The 22571-nt window shown below is 61.1% G+C and carries 20 protein-coding genes; 19 read left to right on the top strand and 1 reads right to left on the bottom strand.

All coding sequences use genetic code 11. The features are described from left to right. Positions 1 to 23 precede the first annotated feature (23 nt). Positions 24 to 1910, top strand: coding sequence for a propionate--CoA ligase (locus tag LSO07_RS19160; RefSeq protein ID WP_151096298.1), 1887 nt, complete (start codon positions 24 to 26; stop codon positions 1908 to 1910). 44 nt (positions 1911 to 1954) lie between these two features. Here the strand turns inward: LSO07_RS19160 and LSO07_RS19155 are convergent, their stop codons facing one another. After that, a complete protein-coding gene (locus LSO07_RS19155; protein ID WP_052140253.1) occupies positions 1955 to 2668 on the bottom strand; it encodes a S24 family peptidase in 714 nt (237 codons plus the stop codon). A 149-nt stretch (positions 2669 to 2817) separates the two neighbouring features. On the opposite strand from LSO07_RS19155, the gene LSO07_RS19150 reads away from it, so the two are divergent. The 18 genes from LSO07_RS19150 to LSO07_RS19065 all read left to right on the top strand — a co-directional run bounded on the left by LSO07_RS19150 (position 2818) and on the right by LSO07_RS19065 (position 22520). Continuing rightward, the gene (locus LSO07_RS19150; RefSeq protein ID WP_099394052.1) at positions 2818 to 3234 is read left to right on the top strand and encodes a FeoC-like transcriptional regulator; all 417 of its coding nucleotides are present in this window, start codon (positions 2818 to 2820) and stop codon (positions 3232 to 3234) included. 18 nt (positions 3235 to 3252) lie between these two features. After that, complete coding sequence (locus tag LSO07_RS19145; RefSeq protein WP_034783962.1) at positions 3253 to 3795, top strand: zinc finger-like domain-containing protein; 543 nt, start codon at positions 3253 to 3255, stop codon at positions 3793 to 3795. Positions 3796 to 4130: 335 nt separating this feature from the next. Beyond that, complete coding sequence (locus LSO07_RS19140) at positions 4131 to 5336, top strand: phage tail tube protein (protein ID WP_099394051.1); 1206 nt, start codon at positions 4131 to 4133, stop codon at positions 5334 to 5336. A gap of 76 nt (positions 5337 to 5412) precedes the next feature. Beyond that, the gene (locus tag LSO07_RS19135) at positions 5413 to 5856 is read left to right on the top strand and encodes a hypothetical protein (protein ID WP_151096297.1); all 444 of its coding nucleotides are present in this window, start codon (positions 5413 to 5415) and stop codon (positions 5854 to 5856) included. A 140-nt stretch (positions 5857 to 5996) separates the two neighbouring features. Beyond that, positions 5997 to 6200 carry a phage tail assembly chaperone gene (locus LSO07_RS19130; RefSeq protein WP_051991236.1) on the top strand — a complete coding sequence of 68 codons (204 nt, stop codon included), beginning with the start codon at positions 5997 to 5999 and terminating at the stop codon, positions 6198 to 6200. Positions 6201 to 6251: 51 nt separating this feature from the next. Continuing rightward, positions 6252 to 10892, top strand: a complete 4641-nt coding sequence (locus LSO07_RS19125; protein WP_191909725.1) for a phage tail length tape measure family protein — start codon at positions 6252 to 6254, stop codon at positions 10890 to 10892. Next, complete coding sequence (locus LSO07_RS19120) at positions 10889 to 12358, top strand: hypothetical protein (RefSeq protein WP_151096295.1); 1470 nt, start codon at positions 10889 to 10891, stop codon at positions 12356 to 12358. The genes LSO07_RS19125 and LSO07_RS19120 overlap by 4 nt, the downstream gene beginning before the upstream one ends. Further along, positions 12355 to 14529 (top strand): hypothetical protein, encoded by a 2175-nt coding sequence (locus LSO07_RS19115; protein ID WP_151096294.1) that lies wholly within the window; start codon positions 12355 to 12357, stop codon positions 14527 to 14529. Before LSO07_RS19120 ends, LSO07_RS19115 begins: the two co-directional genes overlap by 4 nt. Further along, positions 14526 to 14810, top strand: a complete 285-nt coding sequence (locus LSO07_RS19110; protein WP_151096293.1) for a hypothetical protein — start codon at positions 14526 to 14528, stop codon at positions 14808 to 14810. The genes LSO07_RS19115 and LSO07_RS19110 overlap by 4 nt, the downstream gene beginning before the upstream one ends. Continuing rightward, positions 14807 to 15511, top strand: coding sequence for a hypothetical protein (locus tag LSO07_RS19105; RefSeq protein ID WP_151096292.1), 705 nt, complete (start codon positions 14807 to 14809; stop codon positions 15509 to 15511). The genes LSO07_RS19110 and LSO07_RS19105 overlap by 4 nt, the downstream gene beginning before the upstream one ends. Before the next feature lie 20 nt (positions 15512 to 15531). Then, the gene (locus LSO07_RS19100; RefSeq protein ID WP_151096291.1) at positions 15532 to 16362 is read left to right on the top strand and encodes a hypothetical protein; all 831 of its coding nucleotides are present in this window, start codon (positions 15532 to 15534) and stop codon (positions 16360 to 16362) included. Continuing rightward, entirely contained in the window at positions 16362 to 18200 is a 1839-nt protein-coding gene (locus tag LSO07_RS19095; protein WP_151096290.1) for a hypothetical protein, read from the top strand. The genes LSO07_RS19100 and LSO07_RS19095 overlap by 1 nt, the downstream gene beginning before the upstream one ends. Positions 18201 to 18594: 394 nt before the next feature. After that, positions 18595 to 19449 (top strand): hypothetical protein, encoded by an 855-nt coding sequence (locus LSO07_RS19090; RefSeq protein WP_151096289.1) that lies wholly within the window; start codon positions 18595 to 18597, stop codon positions 19447 to 19449. Beyond that, positions 19450 to 20772, top strand: coding sequence for a hypothetical protein (locus LSO07_RS19085; RefSeq protein ID WP_151096288.1), 1323 nt, complete (start codon positions 19450 to 19452; stop codon positions 20770 to 20772). Positions 20773 to 20840: 68 nt separating this feature from the next. Further along, a complete protein-coding gene (locus LSO07_RS19080; RefSeq protein WP_034785835.1) occupies positions 20841 to 21269 on the top strand; it encodes a hypothetical protein in 429 nt (142 codons plus the stop codon). A gap of 14 nt (positions 21270 to 21283) precedes the next feature. Then, positions 21284 to 21781 carry a glycoside hydrolase family 19 protein gene (locus LSO07_RS19075; protein WP_151096287.1) on the top strand — a complete coding sequence of 166 codons (498 nt, stop codon included), beginning with the start codon at positions 21284 to 21286 and terminating at the stop codon, positions 21779 to 21781. Beyond that, positions 21778 to 22128, top strand: a complete 351-nt coding sequence (locus tag LSO07_RS19070; protein WP_151096286.1) for a hypothetical protein — start codon at positions 21778 to 21780, stop codon at positions 22126 to 22128. Before LSO07_RS19075 ends, LSO07_RS19070 begins: the two co-directional genes overlap by 4 nt. A 233-nt stretch (positions 22129 to 22361) precedes the next feature. Next, positions 22362 to 22520 carry a hypothetical protein gene (locus LSO07_RS19065; protein ID WP_170846291.1) on the top strand — a complete coding sequence of 53 codons (159 nt, stop codon included), beginning with the start codon at positions 22362 to 22364 and terminating at the stop codon, positions 22518 to 22520. Positions 22521 to 22571: the final 51 nt, after the last annotated feature.

Genomic DNA, 22571 nt, shown 5'->3' with positions numbered 1-22571 from the left:
ATTGCACGCCTACCGGAGGAGACATGGATTTCGCAGCATTTTATCAACGCTCGATCGACACACCTGACGCTTTTTGGCGCGAGGAAGCGGACAAGATCGACTGGAACACCCCGTTTTCGCAAGTGCTCGATTATTCCCGCCCGCCATTTGCCAAGTGGTTCGTCGGCGGTACCACGAATTTGTGCCACAACGCCGTTGACCGCTGGGTGGAAAGCCAGGGCGATGCCGCCGCGCTGATCGCCATTTCCACCGAGACCAATACCGAGCGCAGCTACAGCTTTCGCGAGCTGCAGCGCGAAGTGGAGCGCTGCGCCGCCATCCTGCTGGCGCTGGGCGTGGGCAAGGGCGACCGCGTATTGATCTACATGCCGATGATCGCCGAGGCGGCGTTCGCCATGCTCGCTTGCGCGCGTATCGGCGCCGTGCATTCCGTGGTGTTCGGCGGCTTTGCCGCCAACAGCCTGGCCAGCCGCATCGACGATGCGCGGCCCAAGCTGGTGTTCTCCGCCGACGCCGGCTCGCGCAATGGCAAGGCGATAGCCTACAAGCCGCTGCTCGACGAAGCCATCCGTATCGCCGCGCACAAGCCGCGGCAGGTGCTGCTGGTCGACCGCCATCTCGTGCCGATGGAACTGACGCCCGGCCGCGACGTCGATTACGCGGCTCTGTGTGAGCAGCACCTGGACGCGCAGGTGCCCGTCACCTGGCTCGAATCGAACGAGCCGTCGTATGTGCTGTATACCTCGGGCACGACGGGCAAACCGAAGGGGGTGCAGCGCGACGTGGGCGGCTACGCGGTGGCGCTGGCATCGTCGATGCAGTACAACTTCTGCGGCAAGCCCGGCGAAACCTTCTTTGCCACCTCGGATATCGGCTGGGTGGTTGGCCATTCCTACATCGTGTATGGTCCGCTGATCGCCGGCATGGCCACCATCCTGTACGAGGGCTTGCCCATCTGTCCCGATGCCGGCATCTGGTGGAGCATCGTTGAAAAATACAGGGTCACGCGCATGTTCTCGGCGCCGACGGCCATCCGCGTGCTGCGCAAGCACCCGGTGGAACTGATGCGCAAATACGATCTGTCTTCCCTGAAGGCGCTGTACCTGGCGGGCGAGCCGCTCGATGAAACCACCTCGCAGTGGATCGCCGATGAACTGAAAGTGGACATCATCGACAACTACTGGCAGACGGAGACGGGCTGGCCGATTCTCTCGGTGGCGAAAGGCGTGGCCGATACCCCGACGCGCCTGGGCAGCCCCGGCCTGGCCATGTACGGCTACCAGATCAAGCTGCTCAACGAAGCGACGGGCGAGGAGTGCGCCGCCAACGAGAAGGGCGTGCTGGTACTGGAAGGCCCGCTGCCGCCGGGCTGCATGCAAACGGTGTACGGTGATGACGCGCGTTTCGTCGACACCTACTGGTCCACCTTCAGCGGCCGGCAAGTGTATTCCACCTTCGACTGGGGCCTGCGCGATGCGGATGGCTATTATTTTATTCTGGGCCGCACTGATGACGTGATCAACGTGGCCGGCCATCGCCTGGGCACGCGTGAAATCGAGGAAAGCATCACCAGTCACCCGAACGTGTCGGAAGTGGCGGTGGTGGGCGTGGAAGACAAGCTCAAAGGCCAGGTGGCGATGGCTTTCGTGATCCTGAAGGACCCGCGCGGTTTCGACAGCGTCGAAGCGAAAGCGGTGCTGGAGCGCGAAGTGATGGCCGTCGTTGACCGCCAGCTGGGCGCCGTGGCGCGGCCTGCGCGCGTGCTGTTCGTGTCGCAGCTGCCGAAGACGCGCTCGGGCAAGCTGCTGCGCCGTTCGATCCAGGCCATCTGTGAAGGGCGCAGCCCAGGCGATCTGACGTCGATGGACGACCCGGCATCGCTGCAGCAGATCCAGGCGGCGCTGGCGTAAGCGCCAGGAAGCAAGCGAAGTTTATCAATCGATAAACTTCGCATTCAAATCCGGTCGCTTTCTTTGCGCACGACCCTGCCGACGATCAGGCATTCATTGCCGCGGCACAGCTTGCGATGGTATTTGCGCTGGTCGGGGTTGTCCGACGTCAGCCACCATTCGCCGATATCGCGCGCCATGCGCTTGACCACCGGCTCGCCTTCATAATTGATGGCGAACACAATGCCGTCGGCTGGCCGGTTGTCGGCCGTGTTGATGATCACCACGTCGTCCTCGTACAGGGCCGGCTCCATGCTCTCGCCCTTGACCTTGATCGCCACCAGTTTTTCAGGATGGTAGCCATTGCGCTCGACCCAGCTGCGCGGCACGCTGATGGTGCTGCCGTCGTGCGTTTCCGGTTCGATGGCGAAGCCCGTGATGCCTGCCGACAGGCGCAGTTTCACCTTGCGGATCGGGTAGAAGCGTTCATCCTCGCCATCTTCCACCACCACGGCCTGCACGCCTGCCAGCGCGCGCGCGGCCATGGTCACCTGGTCCGGCGCCGCACCCTGGTCGAAGTACATGCTGTCCAACTGCAGGTCCGCTTCCAGCTTGCGCGCGATCTTTTCGCTGAAGGCGCGGCCCTCGCGGTAGGTGGGCGAGAGGATTTGCGAGATGCGCGCCTCGCTCCAGCCGCTGACGTCGGAAATTTTCTTGCGCGTGTTGTCGTAGTGCTCGCGGATCAGGGCCAGCAGGCGGTCGCGTCTGTATTGATACATATTCATCTCCACATTAAACCTGAAATTTACCGTTTGATAAATTACCAAATGCTTGACTTTAACATTAGCGATTGATAAAGTCCACTCGTTGCCTGTCGCAAACGCACTACAGCGTCTGCCGGTTGGCGACACCACGGGAGGTCAGGCAGATGTTGAACAGCAGTCAGTTGGTTGAAAGCAGGGCGGCGGCGCGGCAGGGGCGCCAGTTACAGGGACGCAGCAAGAAGTCGCAGCTGCATATCGCCCGCATCGCGCAGTACATTCGCGAGCAGGGCCAGGCCAGCGCGGCGCAATTGTCCGCCTTGCTGGGACTCGATGCGGGCACCATGAGCCGCTATTTGCGCCACATGTGCGGCATGGGACAGATCCACCTGGCGCAGCGCCATTGCACGGAACCGGGACGCCAGCGGCCCGCCCTGTACGCGCTGGGCGAGCAGGATGACGAGGTCGATGGCTGGGCCGAACTGCCGCCGCAAGTGCGCCGTACGGCCAGTTGGGCACGCGGCACGGCGCACCGCGATCCGCTGGTGGCGGCGCTGTTTGGCCCGGCACAGAATAACGATTAGTATCAACGAGGAGAAATCATGGGGTTTGCAGAAAAATTCATCGCATCGCTGTCGTCGCAGAACTTGCGCGACGATGCTGTCCACCACGACCTGGATGTTATCGCGGCGGCCGCGCTGGCCGGCGACATGGGTGCCTTGCTGTGCCGCGTCAAGTATGCGGACGGCACCGTCAGCCGCCTGTTCGAAGGCAATGCGGGCAACCTGGCGCAGTTGCTGCGCGCCTGGACGGCTGCCGTGACGCAGAAGGGCCGTGCGCGGCGCTGGGTCAAGGCGCAGACGGCCTGGGATGCGCAGGCGGCCAATACCTTGTACCGCCGCGTTGCCGAAGCGTCGCTCGCGCATTGGCTCGACAGCAAATGCAAGGTCTGCCACGGCACGGGCGTCGTCGCTGCCATGCAGGCCGGCGCGCCTGTCGTCTGCAAGGCTTGCCACGGCGCCGGCGAGGCGGCCATCAGCTGCTCCGGCGGCTTCGAGCTCGAACGCATCAAGGATATGGTCAGCGAACTGGAAGGCATCTTCCAGTCGCACGGCGCCCGCGCCATGCGCCGCCTCGGCCACTGACAAATTTTCTGCAATATGCCTGGCACTGAAAAAAACGCCCCTACAATAGAGTCTCGATCACGCAGCAACAGCAACACCGGCAGCACCGCAGTACACCACATGCTTCTCCACTCGTAATAGACGCGCCCAAGGCGCGACACCGATAGGGGAACTCAGCGCAGCGAACGGCCTTCATGGCCCCTTCGCTCACCTTCCGTCCTGCATGGCCCCGCGCCATCCGGACGCCAGCCCGCCGCCTCACCGCGTGCGGGCTTTTTCGTTTCCTGATTATCGGCAGTTCCCCCCTCAAGACCGCAGATGCGGTCTTTTTTTTCATCCCACGAAAGGTATTACTTATGGCATCGACAGCAAACGGCATCGACAGCTTGATCGTTATCAGCAAACAAAGCGCCGAAGGCAGCAAGGCCGCCGCCGGCGGCGGCCAGATTTATCCCCGCGTCACAGCCACTTTCGACACGGAAGCGGACAAATACGCGAGCGCCGAAATCGACGCCAGCCAGCAGCAGGGCGATACCCGCCTGGGCAATTTCCGCACCACGGGCGCCATCAAGGCCGAAGCGGCGTGCGGCACGTATGCACCGCTGATGGCGGCGCTGCTGCGCCGCGACTTCACGGCAGGCGGCGTGGCTGCCGCACAAACCACCATCGCCGCGGCAGCCTCCGGCCTGACGCGCAGTGCCGGTTCCTGGCTGAGCGAAGGCTTCCGCGCCGGCAGCGTGGTGCGCATCACCGGCATGACGGCGCCGGCCGCCGCCAACAACGCGAAGAATTTCTTCGTCACGTCGGTGACGGCCACCAACCTGAATGGCCAGTTCATGGACGGCTCGGCGATGATCGTCAAGGCGGCCGGCGACTCGGTCGGCGTGGCGGCCGTGGGCAAGCGCAGCTTCACCCCGTTGACGGGCCATACCACCGACTGGTTCACGGCCGAAGTGCAGGACCCGAAGATCGGCGTGCACCGCAGCTTCATCGACCAGCTGGTCAGCAAGATGGATATCGCAGTGCAGCCGAACGGCATCACCAGCCTGGACTTCACTCTGATGGGCAAGGCGGAAGGCCCGACCACGGCCGTGCCGTACTTCCCCGCGCCGCTGGCCGCACCTGGCAGCGGCAAGTTTTCGGGCGCCACGGCGATGCTGTCGGTGAACGGCATCCCGTCGCAGATCTGCACCGGCATGTCCGTTTCGCTGGACGGCCAGGTCAAGGTCGACCCGGTGATCGGCTCGAAGTACGCCACGGCCGCCTCGCGCGGCAAGGTGATGGGCTCGGGCCAGTTCACGGTGCTGTTGCAGGACGCCACCTACCTCGACTACTTCAAGTCCGAGACGGAAATCCCGCTGGCCTACGCCATGGCATCGGGCACCGCGCCGGCCGCCGACGTGCTGGCGCTGGCCATGGGCCGCATCAAGATCACCTCGGCCAAGATCGACGACGGCGAGAAAAACAAGATCGTCACCTGCGCCTTCGACGTCCTGCGCTACAAGGGCACGGACGCGCAGCACGAAGCGACCACCTTGACCATCCAGGACAGTGCGCTGTAAGCGGCTGACGCTTGACCCGGGGTCGCCTGATGGCGGCCTTTTTACATTTTTTCACATCATCCAGAAAGCAGCACACATGAACAACGCGCAAAAAATCCAGGCAGGTTTCGACATCGGCAATATCCATGCGGCCGCCACTCCAGTCACGTTCGACGTGCCCGTCATCTTCGACGCGGATGGCGAAGCGGTGGCCGGCCTGACCATCGTCGGCAAGAACAGCGAGCAATACCGCCTGGCCAACAACGCCGTGCGCGCCGAAGGCTACAAGAAATCGGCGCGCCGCAAGACGGCCATCGACGCCTCCACCGACGAAGGCGCGGAACTGCTGGTGCAAGCCATCGACGGTAACCAGAAACGCCTGGCGCTGGCCGTGGTCACGGGCTGGTACGGCTTCACCAGCAACGGCGCGCCAGTGCCGCTCGATGCCGAGCTGCTGGAAGCGGCCTTTGAAAAATACCCGACCTGGCAGGAAAAGGTCACCACGGCGCTGGAAAACGAGTCGAATTTTTTGAAACTCTGACGGCCAGCCTGCTGCGCTACGCCGGGCACCAGTTCGAGCGCGGCGCGCGGGCGGCCGATGGCCATGCCAAGGGCGAGCATATCGATGCGGCCCGGCGCCATCCGCTGTACCGCGCGCCGCCCGAGGAGGCGACGCCCCCAATGCCGTTCGAGCTGGCCCACGTGTGGGAATGGTTCGCGCAATTGAACCGCAAGCGGCAGAACGGCATGGCCGTCAATCCCATCGCCAGCACGGAAATCCTCGCCTGGCAGGCGCGCCACGCCATCGCCATCGAGCCGTTCGAGCATCAGTTGCTGGACCAGCTCGATGCGCTGTTCCTGTCGCACCAGCATGCGGCGGGCTGACCCGCATTTTCCAACCCGGCCGCCATGCGCGGCTTTTTTTATGGGCCAACCATGCCAGATATAACGGAAATATTAATTGTTGTGAATACGGCGGAAGTGAGGGCAGGTACGCAGGCGATAAGCGACCTGGCCGCCGCCAGCGGCGAGGCTGGACATCAAGTCCAGGATGCGAACATCAGGATGCGCGATTCTGAGCAAGTCATGCGTGCGCAGGCCGAAGCTGTACGGGCGGCGGCAGACGCGTCCAGAGTACTTGGTGACGAAAGCAGCGACGCTTCGGATGCCTTGTTCAAGGGTATGACCGCCGTTGAAGGCTTTGCCAGGGCATCGTTGAAGATCGGCGAAGGAGGCATGAACGCCGACGTCGGGAAAATCAAGGATGGCCTGGGAGAGCTGGCGAATGTATCCGGCCTGACGGAAGTGGCAGTCACGCGCCTGGGCGCGGGGCCGGTGCTGGCGCTGCAAATGCTTGGGGAAGCTGCCGCATTTGCAGCGAATGCCTATGTGAAGGGACAACAGGAGTCGGATAATTTTGCCAGGGCGATGCAACTGACAGGCAACGCTGCAGGCATCACGGAAGGGCAGTTCAATACCATGGTCAAGTCGGTTGCCGATCTTGAAAATGCCGGCATGGGCGAGGCGCGCGTAGCCTTGCAAACGCTGCTGGAAACGGGAGAATTTACGGGCGAGGCCTTGTTGTCGGTTGGCGCCGCCGCGGTGGCCACGGCACAGATTACAAACAAGCCGGCAGGGGAGGTGGCCGCGAATTTTGCCACGATGGCTGGCGGTGTTGTCAACTGGGTCGATACCCATGCCGAGGTGTATCGAACGCTGGATGCCAGCCAGTACCAGCATATCAAGACGCTCGAGGAGGAAGGCAAGACCCAGGAGGCGATGATCGCGACGGCGAGAAGTTACAACGAGGAACTGAAAAAACGTGGCGAAAACCTGAGCATTGTTGGTACGGCGATGCGGGCTATTAAGACCCTCTGGTCGAATGGCGAAGATAGTGTCAATGGCATGGGCCGCACAACCATAGTGGAAGACCAGATCAAGCAACTGGATCTGGAGGTCAATTCAGCCAAAGTTACCGGCCATGCCAGCATGGGTACGCATGAAGGCATGGGCATGAGCGGCAAGGAACTGCAGCGATATCTTGAGCAGAGGGCAAAGGAACGGCAGGTACTGGTGACTAAGCTAGCCCAGGAGAACAGTGTTGCCGATGCACAGCGCGGGGTTCAAGAAAAAAATCATGCTGAAAAACAGGCACAGAATGGTATCGACGCGATTAAGGCGCGTTATGCCAGGAGAATTAACGAGGAGGCTGCAGCAATTGATCAATACAACAAAAACGTTGCCTCGCTAAATGGAACGCCACTGGCGGTTCCCCTTGCTGAGCAGGAAAAGATGCGTGCCAATATTCGCGCTGCATACAAGGTTGCGCCGCCTCCGCCCGCATTTGGTTCCGATGATAGCGATGCGCGGCGTGCGGGGCAGTTGCAAGCCATTCGAGATGAGTTGCGCTTGAAAACGGAGGGCTTTGAGCAGAGCGCCAAGCTCGATGAATTGTATCGCAAGGGGGGCGCACTGAGCGACGAGCAATACTTTGAGCGTCGTCAAAACGCCATTCGCGAGCGGGGCAAGGCGGAAGCGGATGCCTACCAGAAGCAGATCGATGTGTTGAGCGCCTTTAAGGCGAAAACGCCGCAAGCTGTTCAGGAAAACAAGAACAAGATCGCCGAAACTGGCGCCGCCAAAGCGAGGGTGGAGCCGAAGATGCAGGCCGAGCTGGCGCAGGTGGAAGAAATCGCCCGCCAGCAGGCAGCAGATACGCGGAAAAAGAAGGAAGACGACGCGAAGGCAAAAACGGCCAAGGACCGCGCCGATGCCAAGGCAGCCGACGAGCAGCAATGGAAAGAGGCTGCCGATGGCGCCAAAGCCTTGGGCGATGCGCTGGAAAAGGCCTTCGGCAAGGTGGGCGGCACGATAGGCAAGGTTACCGCAGCGCTGGTTGATCACAAGAAGGCTCAGCAGGATATTCAACGGACCCTGGCGAATGCGAAGGAGGATGCCGAGGCGGACGAACCAGCGAAAATCGCCGCGAAATCGAAAGCGCAGCTTGATTCCACGCAAGCACAGATGAAAGGTTACAGCGACATGGCCGGTGCCGCGGCCGGCTTCTTTGACGAGCAAAGTGCCGGCTACAAGGCCTTGACCACGGTTTCCCAGGTATTTCATGCTGCGGAAGTGGCCATGACTCTGGCCGAACTGGTGCCCAAGGGAATCAGCGCAGTACTGAGCCAGGGATCGGGTGATCCCTATACGGCGTTTGGCCGCATGGCGGCCATGGCGGCGATCGTGGCTGGCCTGGGCGTGGCGATTGGCGGTGGAGGTGGCGGCAATGTCGATGTTGCCAAGGAGCGTCAGAAAGCAAACGGCACCGGCACGGTGCTGGGTGACTCATCCGCCAAAAGCGATTCGATCGCGCGCAGCCTGGTCATCATGGAAAAAAATTCCGGACTGGGCCTGGCGCATACCATTTCAATGGACAACTCACTGCGCAAGCTCGCTGCCGGTATCGGCAACCTGGCCAACCTGCTGGCACGCGAATCGGTGGCGACGGGAGCGGGCGGAGCTGCTGCGGGTGTGCAGACAGGAACCAAGGTCTTGGGAGGCACGATGGGCTTTCTGGCGGGTACTTCAGCTGGTGGCTTGGGTGGCGCCATGCTGGGTACCTATCTGGGCATGGGCATGGCGGCGATTGGCGGCCCCCTCGGATTGGTACTCGGCAGTGTAGTGGGCGCCGTGTTAGGCAGTGCTGTTTCCAAACTGTTCAATACCTCCAAGACGGTGGTCGATCAGGGGATTACCGGCAAGGCCATGAGTCTGGGGCAGATCGAGGATATCGGTTTTACCGCCCAATCGTATGCCGATGTCAATACCAAGAAGAAAGCATTGGGCTTTACTTATAGCAATAAGAACAAGACCGAGACGGCAGCAATGTCCGATGACGTCAATCAGCAGTTCACGATGATTATCGTCAGCATGGGCAACGCTATTCGTGGCGCAGCCAACGTCATGGGTGTGGCTGGTGGCGATTTCAATGCACGGATGGACAGTTTCAAGGTCGATCTGGGCAAGATCAGTTTGAAGGGACTGTCGGCCGAGGATCAGCAGAAAGCGCTGGAAACGGCATTTTCTGCGCTGGGCGACAAGATGGCTGATGCTGGCGTCGCCGGCTTGCGCGATTTCGCCAAGATAGGCGAAGGCGCGTTTGAAACACTGAACCGCATCGCCAATGATTTCCAGCAGGTCAGCGATGTCCTGTTTGTATTGGGAAAATCTTTCGGCGTCACGGGGATGGCAGCGGTAAAGCTGAGCGAAGACTTGATCGATACTGCCGGTGGCCTGGAAAAGCTGACCAGCGGCACCTCGTATTTTTACGAAAACTTCCTGACTGAAGCCGAAAGAATGGCGCCGATCACCAAGTCGGTGAATGACGCCATGGGCAAGTTGAGCTTGGGTGGCGTGACGACGATGGACGGCTTCAAGGCTGCCGTACTGTCCGCTGCTGATGGCGTGGCCATCGGAAAAGAAGGGTCGGCTGAATTGTATGTGGCCCTGCTGTCCTTGGCCGAGCCGTTCAAGAAGGCGGCCGACTATGCCGCCGACCTGTCCGCTGCCACTGGCGAGCTGGCTGCTGTCACCAGGACAGCCAGCGACATCGCCAGCGAACGGCGGGACTTACAACAGCAGTTGAATCAGTTGACGCAAAGCGAAGCGCAGTTGCTGGCTGCTCAACGCAGCAGCGTCGCCGAAGTCAATCGGGGGCTGTTCGACCAGATCCAGGCCGTCAAGGCGGTGACCAGCGCGAAGGATGCGCTGGCCAAGGCCTACGAGACGGAATCGGCGGCGGCCAAATCGGCGCTGGAGAAGTCGAAATCGTGGGTGACGACCTTGAACGGGCTCAATGCAAGCATGGCTTTGGGTGCCCAGTCGACGCTGACGCCGGAACAGAAATATGCCGAGGCGCGCGCCCAGTTCGAGAAAACCCTGGCTGCCGCGAATGCGGGGGACACGACGGCGCAATCGGGTCTGTCTGCCGCCGAACAGGCGTTTTTGACGGCATCGCAAGTGGTCAACGCGTCCGACGCCCGCTATGCGGCGGACTATGCCCGCGTGGTGGAGGCGAACAAGGAAGCGTTGAAGTGGGCGGCCGCGCAGGTCGACGTGCAGCAGGCCAGCCTGGATGCGCTCAATGCCCAGGTGTCGGGCTTGATCACGATTAACGACAGTGTGCTGACGGTGGCGCAGGCCATTGCCGGTCTGCGGGCGGCGATGGGTGGTGCGGCGGACCTCGGTGTGCAGTTCAGTAATCCTCCCGTGGTCGCTGCATTGGCGGCGATGACTTCGCCCGTTACAGCGGCCGTCTTCGACCCCGTGCGCTACTCGTCGGCGGCGAACGTCGGCTCCGATGTACTGGTAGCCGAAATCCGCGGCCTGCGCGAAGACAACCAGGCCATGCGCGTGGAGCTGGAAGGTTTGCGCGCCGACCAGCGGGCGCAGACGGGCGCCACCATCCAGGCCACCTTTGAATCGAATGCCAGCGCCGCCAGGACGGTGGTCGATGGCGTGGATAAATCGTCCCGGGCATCCGCCTGGGCCAATGCAGTGAAAGGAGAGTACGCATGACCGATGCGCAATTTCAGGATTGGCTGCAAAGCCCGTCGGCCATCCGCATGGTGCTGATCGAGGCGCAAGTGAACGTGGCCGGCAGCGAGGTGACGCGGTATATCGCTTCGCGGCCCTACATCACCGGGCCGCGCGAAGTGCCGGCGAATACCGCCTACCAGCCGCTAGCCAAGGGCGGCCTGGCTTTCACGGAACAGGTCAGCCTGTCCGGCGAGGCGGGGCTGTCGGGCGGCGATATCGAACTCGATAACGCCGATGGCGCGCTTGATGGCTGGCTGGATGATGTCTGGATGAACCGGCCGATCAAGGCCTGGGCCGGCGATCCGTCCTGGCCGCGCGCCGACTTCCAGCTGGTCTTTGACGGCATCATCGCCGACGTGGCCAGTGCGGGGCGCGAGTCGGTCAACCTGGTACTGCGCGACAAGCTGCAGCGCCTGAATACGCCGATCTCCGAGGCGAAGCTGGGTGGCACGACGCCGAACAAGGACGCCATCCTGCCGATACCGTTTGGCGAGTGCCACAACGTGACGCCCTTGCTGACCAATCCCGCCACGCTGGAATACGGTTTTCTCGGCGCGGTCGAATCGACGTTTGAAGTGCGCACCAACGGCAAGCCGATTGCCGTGGCCTTGAATGACCAGGCGGGCCGCTTCAACCTGACTACCGATCCGTTTTCCACCACGATCACGGCCAGCGTACAGGGCGACAAAGGCGGCGGCTATGCGCCGCGCATCGCGCCGCTGGTGCAACGTATCGCCACGGCCTACGGCAAGGCGGCCGACCGTTTTGTCCTGGCGGACCTGGACCTGGACAACCTGGCCGCCTTCGACGCGTCCCACCCGCAGCCGGTGGGGCTGTATGTTGCGGACCGCACGAACCAGGCGCAGGCCATCCAGCAACTGGCGGCCAGCGTGGGCGCCCAGGCGATCATGTCGCGCACGGGCCAGCTGCGCCTGGTGCAGATCGCGCTGCCGGCCGCCGGCGTGCCGGTGGCGATCGGTCCGGAGCAGATGCGCGAACGCTCGCTGCGTCCCGCGCAGCGCCTGCCGGTGACGGCCGCCGTGAAGATCGGTTTTGACCGGAACTGGACGCCGCAGGCTGGCCTGACGACCAGCATACCGCCCGCGCATGCGGATTTGTATGCCACCGAATGGCTGACGGAGACGGTGGTCGACGCGGCGGTGCGCACGCGTTACCGCTTGAGCGACGACCCGGTGCAGATCGATACGTGCCTGAAGACGCGGGCCGATGCCCGCGCGGAAGCGCAGCGGCGCCTGGCCTTGAGCAAGGTACCGCGCACCATTTACGAATTCGATGGAGAACCCGAGATGATGATGCTGGAACTGGGACAGCCCGTACAACTGCGCGCTGAACGCTTTGGCTTGCAGGACGGCGTGCCGGGCGTGGTGGTACTGCTGTCGCGCTTCTGGCTGACCGGCCGAGTGACGGTGGGGGTGCTGGCATGAGCGCCATAGTGGGGGAACGCGATACGCTGCTGCAGGCGACGGCGGAGCGCTTCAGCACGACGGCCGATGGCAAGGCGCTCCTGATGTCTGCCAGTACGCCCGTCTTTCGCGTGAACAGCGCCGGCGCCGGCGCGCCAGGCTCGATCGCCATCACCGCCAAGTCCGTCAATGTGGTGGGCGATATCGTCTTTTCCGTATCCGCCGGCACGGCGTTGCGGGTCAACGGCAACGTGGCCACCGTCGATTTTTCCAGCATGACTACGGATACGGCGCTGGTGCAGGCACGCATCCGTGAATTTGGCGTCGATTACATCGCCAACTACATGGTCAGCAAGGTCTTCGACGGCGTCAATGGCGATACCGGCCTGGCCGGATTGAACACGGGCCAGGCCTTCGCCTACAAGCGCGCCGCTGCGGCACCCGTTGACTCTCCGGGCGACGTTATCTTTACCTTCGCCACGGCGGCCATCACGACGCCGGCCGGCAATGATCTGGCCAATGGCTGGTCGAAGAACATCCCTGCCGGCACGGCGCCGCTGTACGTGCGCGTGGCAGCAGCCAGTTCGCGCAATGCCACGGACAATATCGCCGCCAATGAGTGGTCGGCGGCGGTGCAGCTGGCCAAGGACGGCACCGACGGTTTGAACGTGGCACCCGTGCGCATCTACCAGCGCGGCGCCACCAACATCGCGCCGGCACTACCGAGTGCGGCATGCACGTTCACGTTTGCCACCGGTGCGCTCACTGGCCTGAACAATGGCTGGTCAGCCCAGGTGCCGGCGGCGGGCGGCGCCTATCTGTTCACATCGGGCGCCACGGCCGCGTCGCGCACGGCGACCGACGACATCGCGCCAGGCGAATGGGCCGCCGCAGCGCGCCTGGCCGCCGATGGTGCTACTGGCCAGCGCGGCACCGTGACGGTGACGGCGCCCGGGTACTCGGCCTGGTCGGATGCCTCGGCAGTGTATGAACTGGGGCGTGCAGGCTATGGCGCACCGGTCAACCGCGACGTGGTGACCTTGTATGACGCGACGCATGCGGTGACGAAGTATTTTGACAGCGGCGCCTGGCTGGTACTTGGCACGGTGCTGAATGGTAATCTGCTGGTCAACGGATCGGTGGCCACCCAGGCGCTGGCGGCAGACTCCGTTACCGCCGAAAAGATCGATGCGCGCGGCCTGAGTATCAAGGATTCCACTGGCAAGATTATTCTCAGCGCTGGCACGCCCTTGACGTCCAACTATATCAATACAGGGATAGGCGCAGGCAATCTGATCAGCAATTCCGGCCCCTACCCTGGCACTGTGGGGGGCTTCGGCGTGGAGTATTCCTTCGCACCGGCGCTAACGGCAGTGATCGAGAGTCCAGAGCTCTACCGGCCGACCGGCGCCGGTGGCGTCTACATGCGGTGTCCGGGCACCGTTCCAGTAGACGCCGTGGCTATTATGACCCCGAGGCAGGCTGGTGCATTCCGAAAATTTCCGGTGATTTCTGGCGTACGCTACGAGTTCAGCATCTACATGACTACCCACCGCTGCAAGGGCGCGGTAAACATCGCATTTTTCGATGGCACAGGAGCATATATAACGGAGATGGCTGGCAATGTTGTGGATAGCGTGTCGTCCACAGGCCCTCTGAGCGCGTGGCCAAGATCCGTGGTATTTGCTGCGGCGCCGGCAGGGGCAGCTTACGCGTCTGTGCGTGGCGTGCTTGTTGGCAAGGGAGAAGTCGATGCCTACCTTTTTACTTCATCGTGGTATCTCGGCGTGGCGCTGGCCGCGCAGACGGTGCCATCGGCTTGGGCGGACGGCCCAGGGGCCGGTTTCGGCGACAATCTTTACGGCCAGATCACGCCGACCAATTCGCCGACCTACATCGCCAACGCTGCCATTGTGAATGCGCAGATTGGCGGCGATATTTATAGCAGCAATTGGAATGGGAGTGGCAGCACGACGGGATGGTGTTTGGATCGAAATGGGAATTTACACGCGAATAGTGGCACTTTTCGCGGTACCTTGTCTGGGGTAACGGGCTCGTTTCAGCTGATACGCAGTCCAGGCCGTATTCCTAGAGGGGACGGGGCAGGTTACGACATGACCAGTAGCGGACTGTATTTTTACGATGGCATTCATTCGCTGCCCTGTATTGAGCTTGGGGAATACATCACATGAGTACCGGTCTGAAAATCCGCCGCGGCGATGTGGTGGTCTTCGATTCGCAAATTGCTGCCGGCGGCATTTGTCTCGACATCATTGAAATATCGGGTGCCGAGATCGTGCGTTCCTATCCCCTTATGCCCAGAGGCCGTACCCCAATGGTGGTCTACAGCGATGGTGCGACACACAGTAACTGGAGCTACGACGAACTATCGGGCGTTCCGCGTTTCAGTTTTCCGGCAACGGGAACAGCATCCTCTCAAAACCGCACATTTGCAGGGATCTATCTCAAATGAAGACTGCACTCAGGATTAGTAATTTAAAGCAGGAATTGGTAGTGCACAACGAATCGCGTGGCACAGAATGCATCGGCAAGGCGACGCTGTCGCGCGTGGTACAGCCATCGACTTCTGGAGGCGTTCGTACTGCAGGTTACTCCACGCACACATTTACATCCACCAGGCCTGTTTTATGGGCTATCGATCTGCCTATGGGGAGACGAGTCGGTATTGTTGGCACCGGTCACAAAAACGGTGTTTACACTATCGGTGCGTATTGTGGAGGCAACCCCGATTTTTCTGGATTTGATCAGCAGTATGCGGTTGATATATGGGCATTTTCAACGATTTCCGCTGCCAGTTCACAGTTTGGTTTGCTACTGAGAAATAGCGATGGTGCCATTGCCCATGACTTTGCCGCACCCAATATCACGTTTCCTGTAGCTGCGGGCAATCTGTCTTCCGCTGCGTACTTGCCTCCCACTGTCCGTCCAGTTGCTATCGGTAACAGCCCTTTCTACGACGTCAACTATATCGACCGTGAGTCAGGCTTTATAAAGATGGATAGTCGGCAATTTTTGCTGCGTGAAAGTAATAGCGTCGCGTATTCGACAGGTGTGATGTTCATGTCGGGCCTCATGAGCGGAAATATGCCGGAAGGGTCAACGGTCAGCGATCCATCTCCTTTTTTCGTGATCGACGGGCAGTTTTTGCCATAAAGCTTATTGCTGGAATTTATATGAAAAATCTTCGCATCATCTATGACAATGCCGCCGACCGTGCTGTGTTGACGGCATCGAGCCAGGCGGGGGCGCTGGGGCCGGCCAATTTGCAGCGGGAAGGAAAATCTTCGGTGCTGCGTTCAATCGGTGCTGCGCTGAGCATCACGGCAACGTGGCCGTCACCGGAAATTGTCGGTGGCGTGGCCCTGCCGTTTTGCAACCTGACCCCAGGGGCAACCATCCGCGTGCGCGGCTACATCGAGCCCGGCAACATTGCGCCTGCATTCGATACGGGCGTCATGCCAGCATGTGAGTATGCGCGGCTGGGCATGTGGGATTGGGGCGCGTTGCCGCTGGGCTTGAATGCCTATAGTTACGGAGGCGGTACCTACGCCCGTTGCTGGTTCCAGATGCGCAGCATCAGGAAGCTGGTGATCGACCTGGCCGACCCCGGCAATCCTGCCGGCTACATCGAGGCCGCGCGCCTGGTCGCAGGGGCATATTGGAGTCCCGAGCAGAACGCCTCGTATGGCGCTGGTATTACACCGGTCGACACCAGCACCCAATACCGTAACGGCGCTGGGGAACAGAAGGTGGAACGGGGTGTGATGTACCGCAAACTGTCGCTGGCGCTCGATCACATGACGCCGCTGGACCGTGCAGAACTATGGCGCATCGTGCGCGGCAACGGTCTGTCGCGCCCGCTTTTCGCCAGCATGTATCCGGATAGCAACGATGTCGAACTGGAGCAAGCGCATCAGGTGTATGGCCGTCTGGCCAACCTGGCCGCCATCACGACGCCATCTTTCCAGGCTTATGCCACCAACATTGAAATAGAGGAGTTGTAATGAGCGATTTTTTTTATTATGGACAGAAGGACACCATCCAGCGCTTGAACGAGCTGGCTGGACGGGGCGCCGTGGTGGCGTCGTATGCGCCAGCTGTGGGGCGGTCGCCGCTTGGTGGGCCGAATGGTTATATGAATCCGGCATGGATTGATCCGGCTATTCCGATCCGGTCAGATAAGCCGCTCGGTGCTGGAGGTACGGCCAAGTATGGGTATGATTACCTGCAGAACGGCGGAGGAGCGCGTTGCCTTCTTGTAGCGCAGATTCTTGTGGGAACCTACGCTTCTTTGCGAATTAGTGGGGTACAGACATTCTTTTCCGGCGGCGTATGGCACAGTACCGAAGTAAACATTGTGATTCATGGGCAGGACGGCCTGAAAGTTGAATGGCATGCCAATGGCCGGCGCTCCGAGCAAACTAGCTTTTTAGTTACTCTTCTTGGTGATGGCGCATACAACGTATATGCATATTTAGGGCCAGGGGCATACTGCCGGTGCTCGTTTGACCTGCTAGGAAGTGGTGCTACAACGTTCTCATCCCCTGTGGAAACTTCTGCTGTGACGGGAACCCTGGTGTTTAACACTGCGCAAACAGTGGGAGCAGCCGGGTATGTGGCCCCACGTTGGTATGATTTTCCAAGTCCTGGCGCTGGTACACTATTTAACAAAGCCGTCGGGGCTGGTGACGGGGGTATTACGACAACATTCCTTTCGGCAGGAGCTTTACAAAATGAGCTTGCTCCGGGAGCATCGAAAGAGATATTAAGACTCGGTGTTGGTGGGATAGATAGTCTTGCTCATCCAGGGTGCTTTGGATTTCTTGCCTCTGCTGGTACTGGATCGCTACAAAAAGAAGGATTCCGATTAGCCGTGAAAGCGTACGATACAGGGTCTAATGTATGGTCAGCTGACCTGTTGAGTATTAAGGGCGATGGTGCTGTGTACATGCCGCTACTTAAAGCTGGCAGCAGCGACGCATCTACCTTGCGTCACAATATTAGTCGCGGCACCGCACAAGGCAATGAAATTTTACATGTTGGCAGAGGTGGCGCGACAAATCCTTGCGTTGCTGTTCTCGTATCTGATGGCCTTGGAGGGTGGAACGCAGCCAGTAGCGTATTGTATGCAGGTAAGAATTCTGCGACCGGACGCAGCGTTTCTGTCCCAGGAACAGTAAATACGATGGGCAACGATTATGCCGAGTACATTTTCAAATGCCCGACCTGCGGCATTGTCGCTCCCGGTCAAATAGTAGGCATCACTGCTGACAATAAAGTCACCGACCAGTGGGCTGACGCCGTTATGTTTTCGATTAAATCGACCGCTCCCTCGTTCGTTGGTGGCGACTCCTGGGCAAGCGACATAGGGGCGCGCCCGTCGCCCCAGGCAGGGCCAGCGCCCACCCAGTCCCTGCGTCGAGCCGATGTGGTAACGCAGCAGCCAGTTCCAGGCATCAACCCACCGGAATACGAGGACGTGGTCACCGAGCTTGGAGACACCGACGACGAGTGGGTAGAAAAACAGGCAGCGTTCGCCGCTGCATTCGCCGCCCACGAACTTGCCGTGCAGCAGGACGCCGAGACCATGGCCACCTTCGACGCGGCGCTGGAAGTTGCGCGCCAAAAGGTCGACCGCATCGCCATCGCCGGCCGCGTGCCGGTGAACGTGCTGGGTGCCCAGCCGGGCGACTACATCGTGCCGGTCCAGGACGGCGCCGGCATCATGGGTATTCCCGTCTGCAAGGCAGACCTCACGCATTCGCAGTACCTCGATGCCGTCGGCCGCGTGATATCGATTGAACCCGAGGGCCGGGCCTATGTGATGGTCAAGGTCGTGTAGCAAAACAGCAGTCTCCACAAACCCGCTTCGGCGGGTTTTTTCATTTCCACCACCTGAAAGGCAACCATGGCCGTCGAAACTAGCGCCGGCGGCGCGTTGAGTTTCCGCTCGCATCTTGTGTAGCAAATGGGGCCGTCATGACGATCCCGCCGCCGATCCGGCCTGTCGTGATGGCCTGCCCAACCTCCGATCCGTCATACGATCCCAGCGGCGGCACCAATCGCTGACGCGCCGAATTCTATCGGAGCATGCGGCGCCGCACGTCCGGTGCCGAGATAGTCGAGGGGATGGTGACGAGGCAGCGCTGTTGATATACCGCCACCGAGCCTATGGGCGTTACCACTGGGTTGATTTTACCAACCACTTACCTCATCCTGGAAGGGGCAATGCTGCCATGAGAAATCTTCGCATCATCCACGACAATGCCGCTGACCGCGCGGTGTTGACTGCATTAAGCCAAACCGGCGAACTGGGCCCGGCCAACCTACAGCGCGACAGCAAGAATGCCGTGCTGCGCGCCGTCGGTACGGCGCAGACCATCTCAGCTATATGGCCGACACAGGAGTCCATCGCCTGCGTGGCGCTGATCTCCACCAACATGACCAGTAGCGCGCGCATGCGCGTGCGCGGTTATGCCCGGCCGGGCGACGCCGTGCCGGTATTCGACACAGGCAGCATCTTCCCGTGTCCGGCTGCTGTGCATGGATCCTATCCTTGGGGTGTGCTGCCGCTCGGCTGGAACGCCTACCAGTGGGGCGGTGTGAACACCTGGCCGCGCGGCGGCGGCTCTGACGGCGTGACATGGTTCGCGCCGGTGCGCGTGCGCCAGATAGTGATCGACGTGTCTGCGCCACAAAGCCCGGAAGGCTACCTGGAAATCTCGCGTCTGGTGGTGGGCAACTACTGGTCACCGCAATATAACGCCGATTACGGCGCCCAGTTGCAGACGCAGGATAGCAGTGAAAATTACCGAACGGGTGCAGGTAACCTGAAAACCGCGCTGGGCACGACTAGCGACAAGCTGAGCATCAATCTGACGCACCTGACACCGATGGACCGAGCCCGCTTCATGCGCATCCTGCGTGAGAACGGCAAGGGCAAGCCGATGCTGTTCAGCTTGTTCCCGGAGAATCCGGATCCGTTGGTAGAACAGGACTACATGCTGTATGGCAAGGTCAGCAATATCGATGCTGTGGCTACGCCGTACTTTGACACTTATTCTGCAGCACTACAAATTGAAGGAATTTAAATGGCTGATAAATTTTATGACGGTATGCCTAACGTCAACGAGAAATTGAATGAAATGGATCGGGCGTTTGCGGCGGGACCGTACAATGCGCTGCCACTGACGGGCGGCAATTTATCTGGGCCGATCGTCAGCTTCAGCAGTCTTGCATTTGTGACTCCTGGCGCTCCGGCCCCCGGGGACGCGCCCACGATGCTGCGTGGTGCGGCGCATCAGGGAGGCACATCGCCATCGCTGGTGGCGGCGCTAGGGGTCGGGGGGACAAATGGTTTATCGTATCAGGGGCAGTTCAGGTGGTACACGTCATCTGGTCGGCCCACATCTAATGGCACGTACACCTGCTTGTCATACGACCTGCGCCTGCGTGCAATTGATGTCAAGAGCAACTTGGAAAGTGCTGATCTGATGGTCATCAGCGGGGCAGGAGATTTAGCAGTTCGGGGCACCCTGTCTTCATCGGCACGCATCGTCTCTAGTGCGATACAAGTCGGCCCCATTCCAGCAATGGAGAGCGAAAGTATCATAGGAGGGATTGACCAGTCGCAGGGGAAGACTAACCTCCGAATCCCAAACAGCACGACGTTTTATGTATCGGCAGGGGCAATGGGGTCCGCTTCTGCGTGTAGTGTGTCTGTAAATGCAAGCACTAACACGGGACGTAGCATTAACGTCAGCGGGACGATCAACGCAGGCGGCGCCGACTATGCCGAATACATTTTCAAGTCCCCTGCATGCGGCATCGTAGCCGCAGGACAGGTGATCGGCATCGGCGCGGATGGCCAGCTTACCGACCGCTGGGTTGATGCCATTTCGTTTGCCGTGAAGTCCACTGATCCGTGCATGGTGGGTGGCGACAAGTGGTCGCAGCAGCTTGGTCCGCGTCCTGCATCTGTGACGCGTACACTCGACAGCGTCGAATCGCAGCTTGTCAGCGAGGCGCAAGCTGCTATCGAAGCCGTCTACGACGGCCTGACCCTGCTCACTCCAGCTGTCCCGGCTAAGGCTGCCGTATACCGCGAGGTCCCGCTGGCAGGCGATACGGATGAAGAGTGGGCTGCTCGTCAGGCACCAGGACTCGTCTTCGATGCCGCACTCGAAGCGTTGCGCAAGAAGGTTGACCGCATCGCCTTTGCCGGCCAGGTGCCATGCAACGTCGTGGGTGCCGTGCCCGGCCAGTTCATCGTCCCGGTGCAGCAAGGCGAGGGCATTACGGGCATCCCCGTCAACGAAGACGAGCTGACGCTCAAGCAGTATATGCGTGCCATCGGCAAGGTCATCGCCACCGAAGACGATGGGCGCGCACGTGTAATCGTGAAGGTGGCATAAAGATTGTGCTTGCAACATCCAAACCCGCTTCGGCGGGTTTTTTTATTTCCACCACCTGAAAGGCAACCATGGCCCTCGAAACCACCGCCGCCGGCGGCGCATTGATCAAACTGTTTGGCGTGCCCGTGCTGGCCGGCGCCGCTGCCACGTCGCTGGGCTTCATGTTCATGTGGCCCCAATCCACCAAGGAGGCATTTATCCGTTTTTGTTCCAGCATCATCATTTCCACTTTTCTCGGTCCCGTGCTCGTGGCCGCCGTGCTGTCGTGGTGGCCCAGCCTGTTCGACAGCGCGAAGACCGTGGCGGGCTTGTATGGCGGCGATCCGGCCACGGGTTTTTTATTCATCGCCGCGCCGCTGATGGTGGCGGCCGGCTTGCCCGCCTGGTGGGTACTGGGCGCCTGCGTGCGCTGGTTCGACAAGCGGCGCGGCAAGGATATCGGCGAACTGGCGGCTGATGCGGCCGCTGCCGTCAAGGATGTGCGGGGCATGCTGTGACAGGCGCCCAATTGATGCAGATCATGCCATTGGCCGGCCGCCGCGCTACGCTGTTCCTGGCACCTCTGAATGCGGCGATGGCCGAGTTCAGCATTGATACGCCGCAGCGCCGGGCGTCGTTCCTGGCGCAGGTGGGCCATGAATCGGGCCAGTTGCGCTATGTGCGCGAACTGGCCAGCGGCGCGGCCTATGAAGGGCGGGCGGACTTGGGCAATGTGATTGCTGGCGATGGCGTGCGCTTCAAGGGACGCGGCTTGCTGCAGGTAACGGGGCGCGCCAACTATGCCGCGTGCGGCGTGGCGCTGGGCCTGGACTTGCTGGCCGCGCCGCAGTTGCTGGAGCAAACGACTGCCGCTTGCCGCTCGGCGGGCTGGTTCTGGCAATCGCGCGGCTTGAACCGGCTGGCCGACGCGGGCGACCAGGAGCGCGTTACGCGCCGCATCAACGGTGGCGTGAACGGCCTGGCCGAGCGCCTGGCTTTGTATGCAGCAGCACGCAAGGTGCTGGCATGAAGCCGCCCTTGCTTGTGCTGGCCATGCTGCTGTTGCTGGGGGCCGCCGTGTTTTGCGCCCAGCGCTGGGGGCATGAGGCTGGCCGTGCCGCATGCGCGGCACAGGTGCTGGAGGTGCAAGCTGTGCTGCGGCGCCAGACCCAGGCCCTGAATGCGATGCGGGAGGAGGGAGTACGGCGGTCGACACGGGCCCGGCAGGCGTTGGACAATGCGCAGGCTGGGCAAGCAGACGCCCAGGCGGCAGCGGCGCGCATTCTGGCGCTGCAGCCGGATGATGACGCTTGCCAGGCGGCCGAGGTGCTGATCGCCAGTGAAATGGCTGGAAGACCCGCTGGCGGGACGCCATGAGGGCGGCAATGACGAGTGCGCCAGCGCTGCTGCGTGTCCGGGGCTACTTGCAGGCTTGTTTATGGGCTGGCGCACGGGCTTGCTCATCAGCCTGCTCACTGACCTGCTCACTATCCCATTCACTGACCTGTTCATGGGCCTGTGTATTGGTCTGCGTGCTTGCTGGGCTGCTGGGCGGCTGCGCGGCAGGTGGGGCAAAGCTTGAAGCCGCAGCGGAAAGGCTGCCCATCGGCGTGCCCTGTATCGCCGTTCGTCCTGCGGCACCCGTCTTGCCAACCGTGCCGCAGCATGGCATTTTTGAACAAGTGCAAGCCTTGCTGGCGCGTGAACACTTGCGCGCGGCCTATGTGCGGCAGCTGGAAGCGCTGATGGATGGCTGTGCTGGCAGCTAGCGTCGATTGTTGCGCAACGACGTCGGCGGCTGCTCTACGGCTGGCCTGCGG

Source organism: Janthinobacterium sp. PLB04 (assembly GCF_021165895.1).
GTDB lineage: Bacteria > Pseudomonadota > Gammaproteobacteria > Burkholderiales > Burkholderiaceae_D > Janthinobacterium > Janthinobacterium lividum.
Note: the sequence above shows the minus strand (reverse complement) of the source record. Positions and strands in the feature narration are given on the sequence as shown.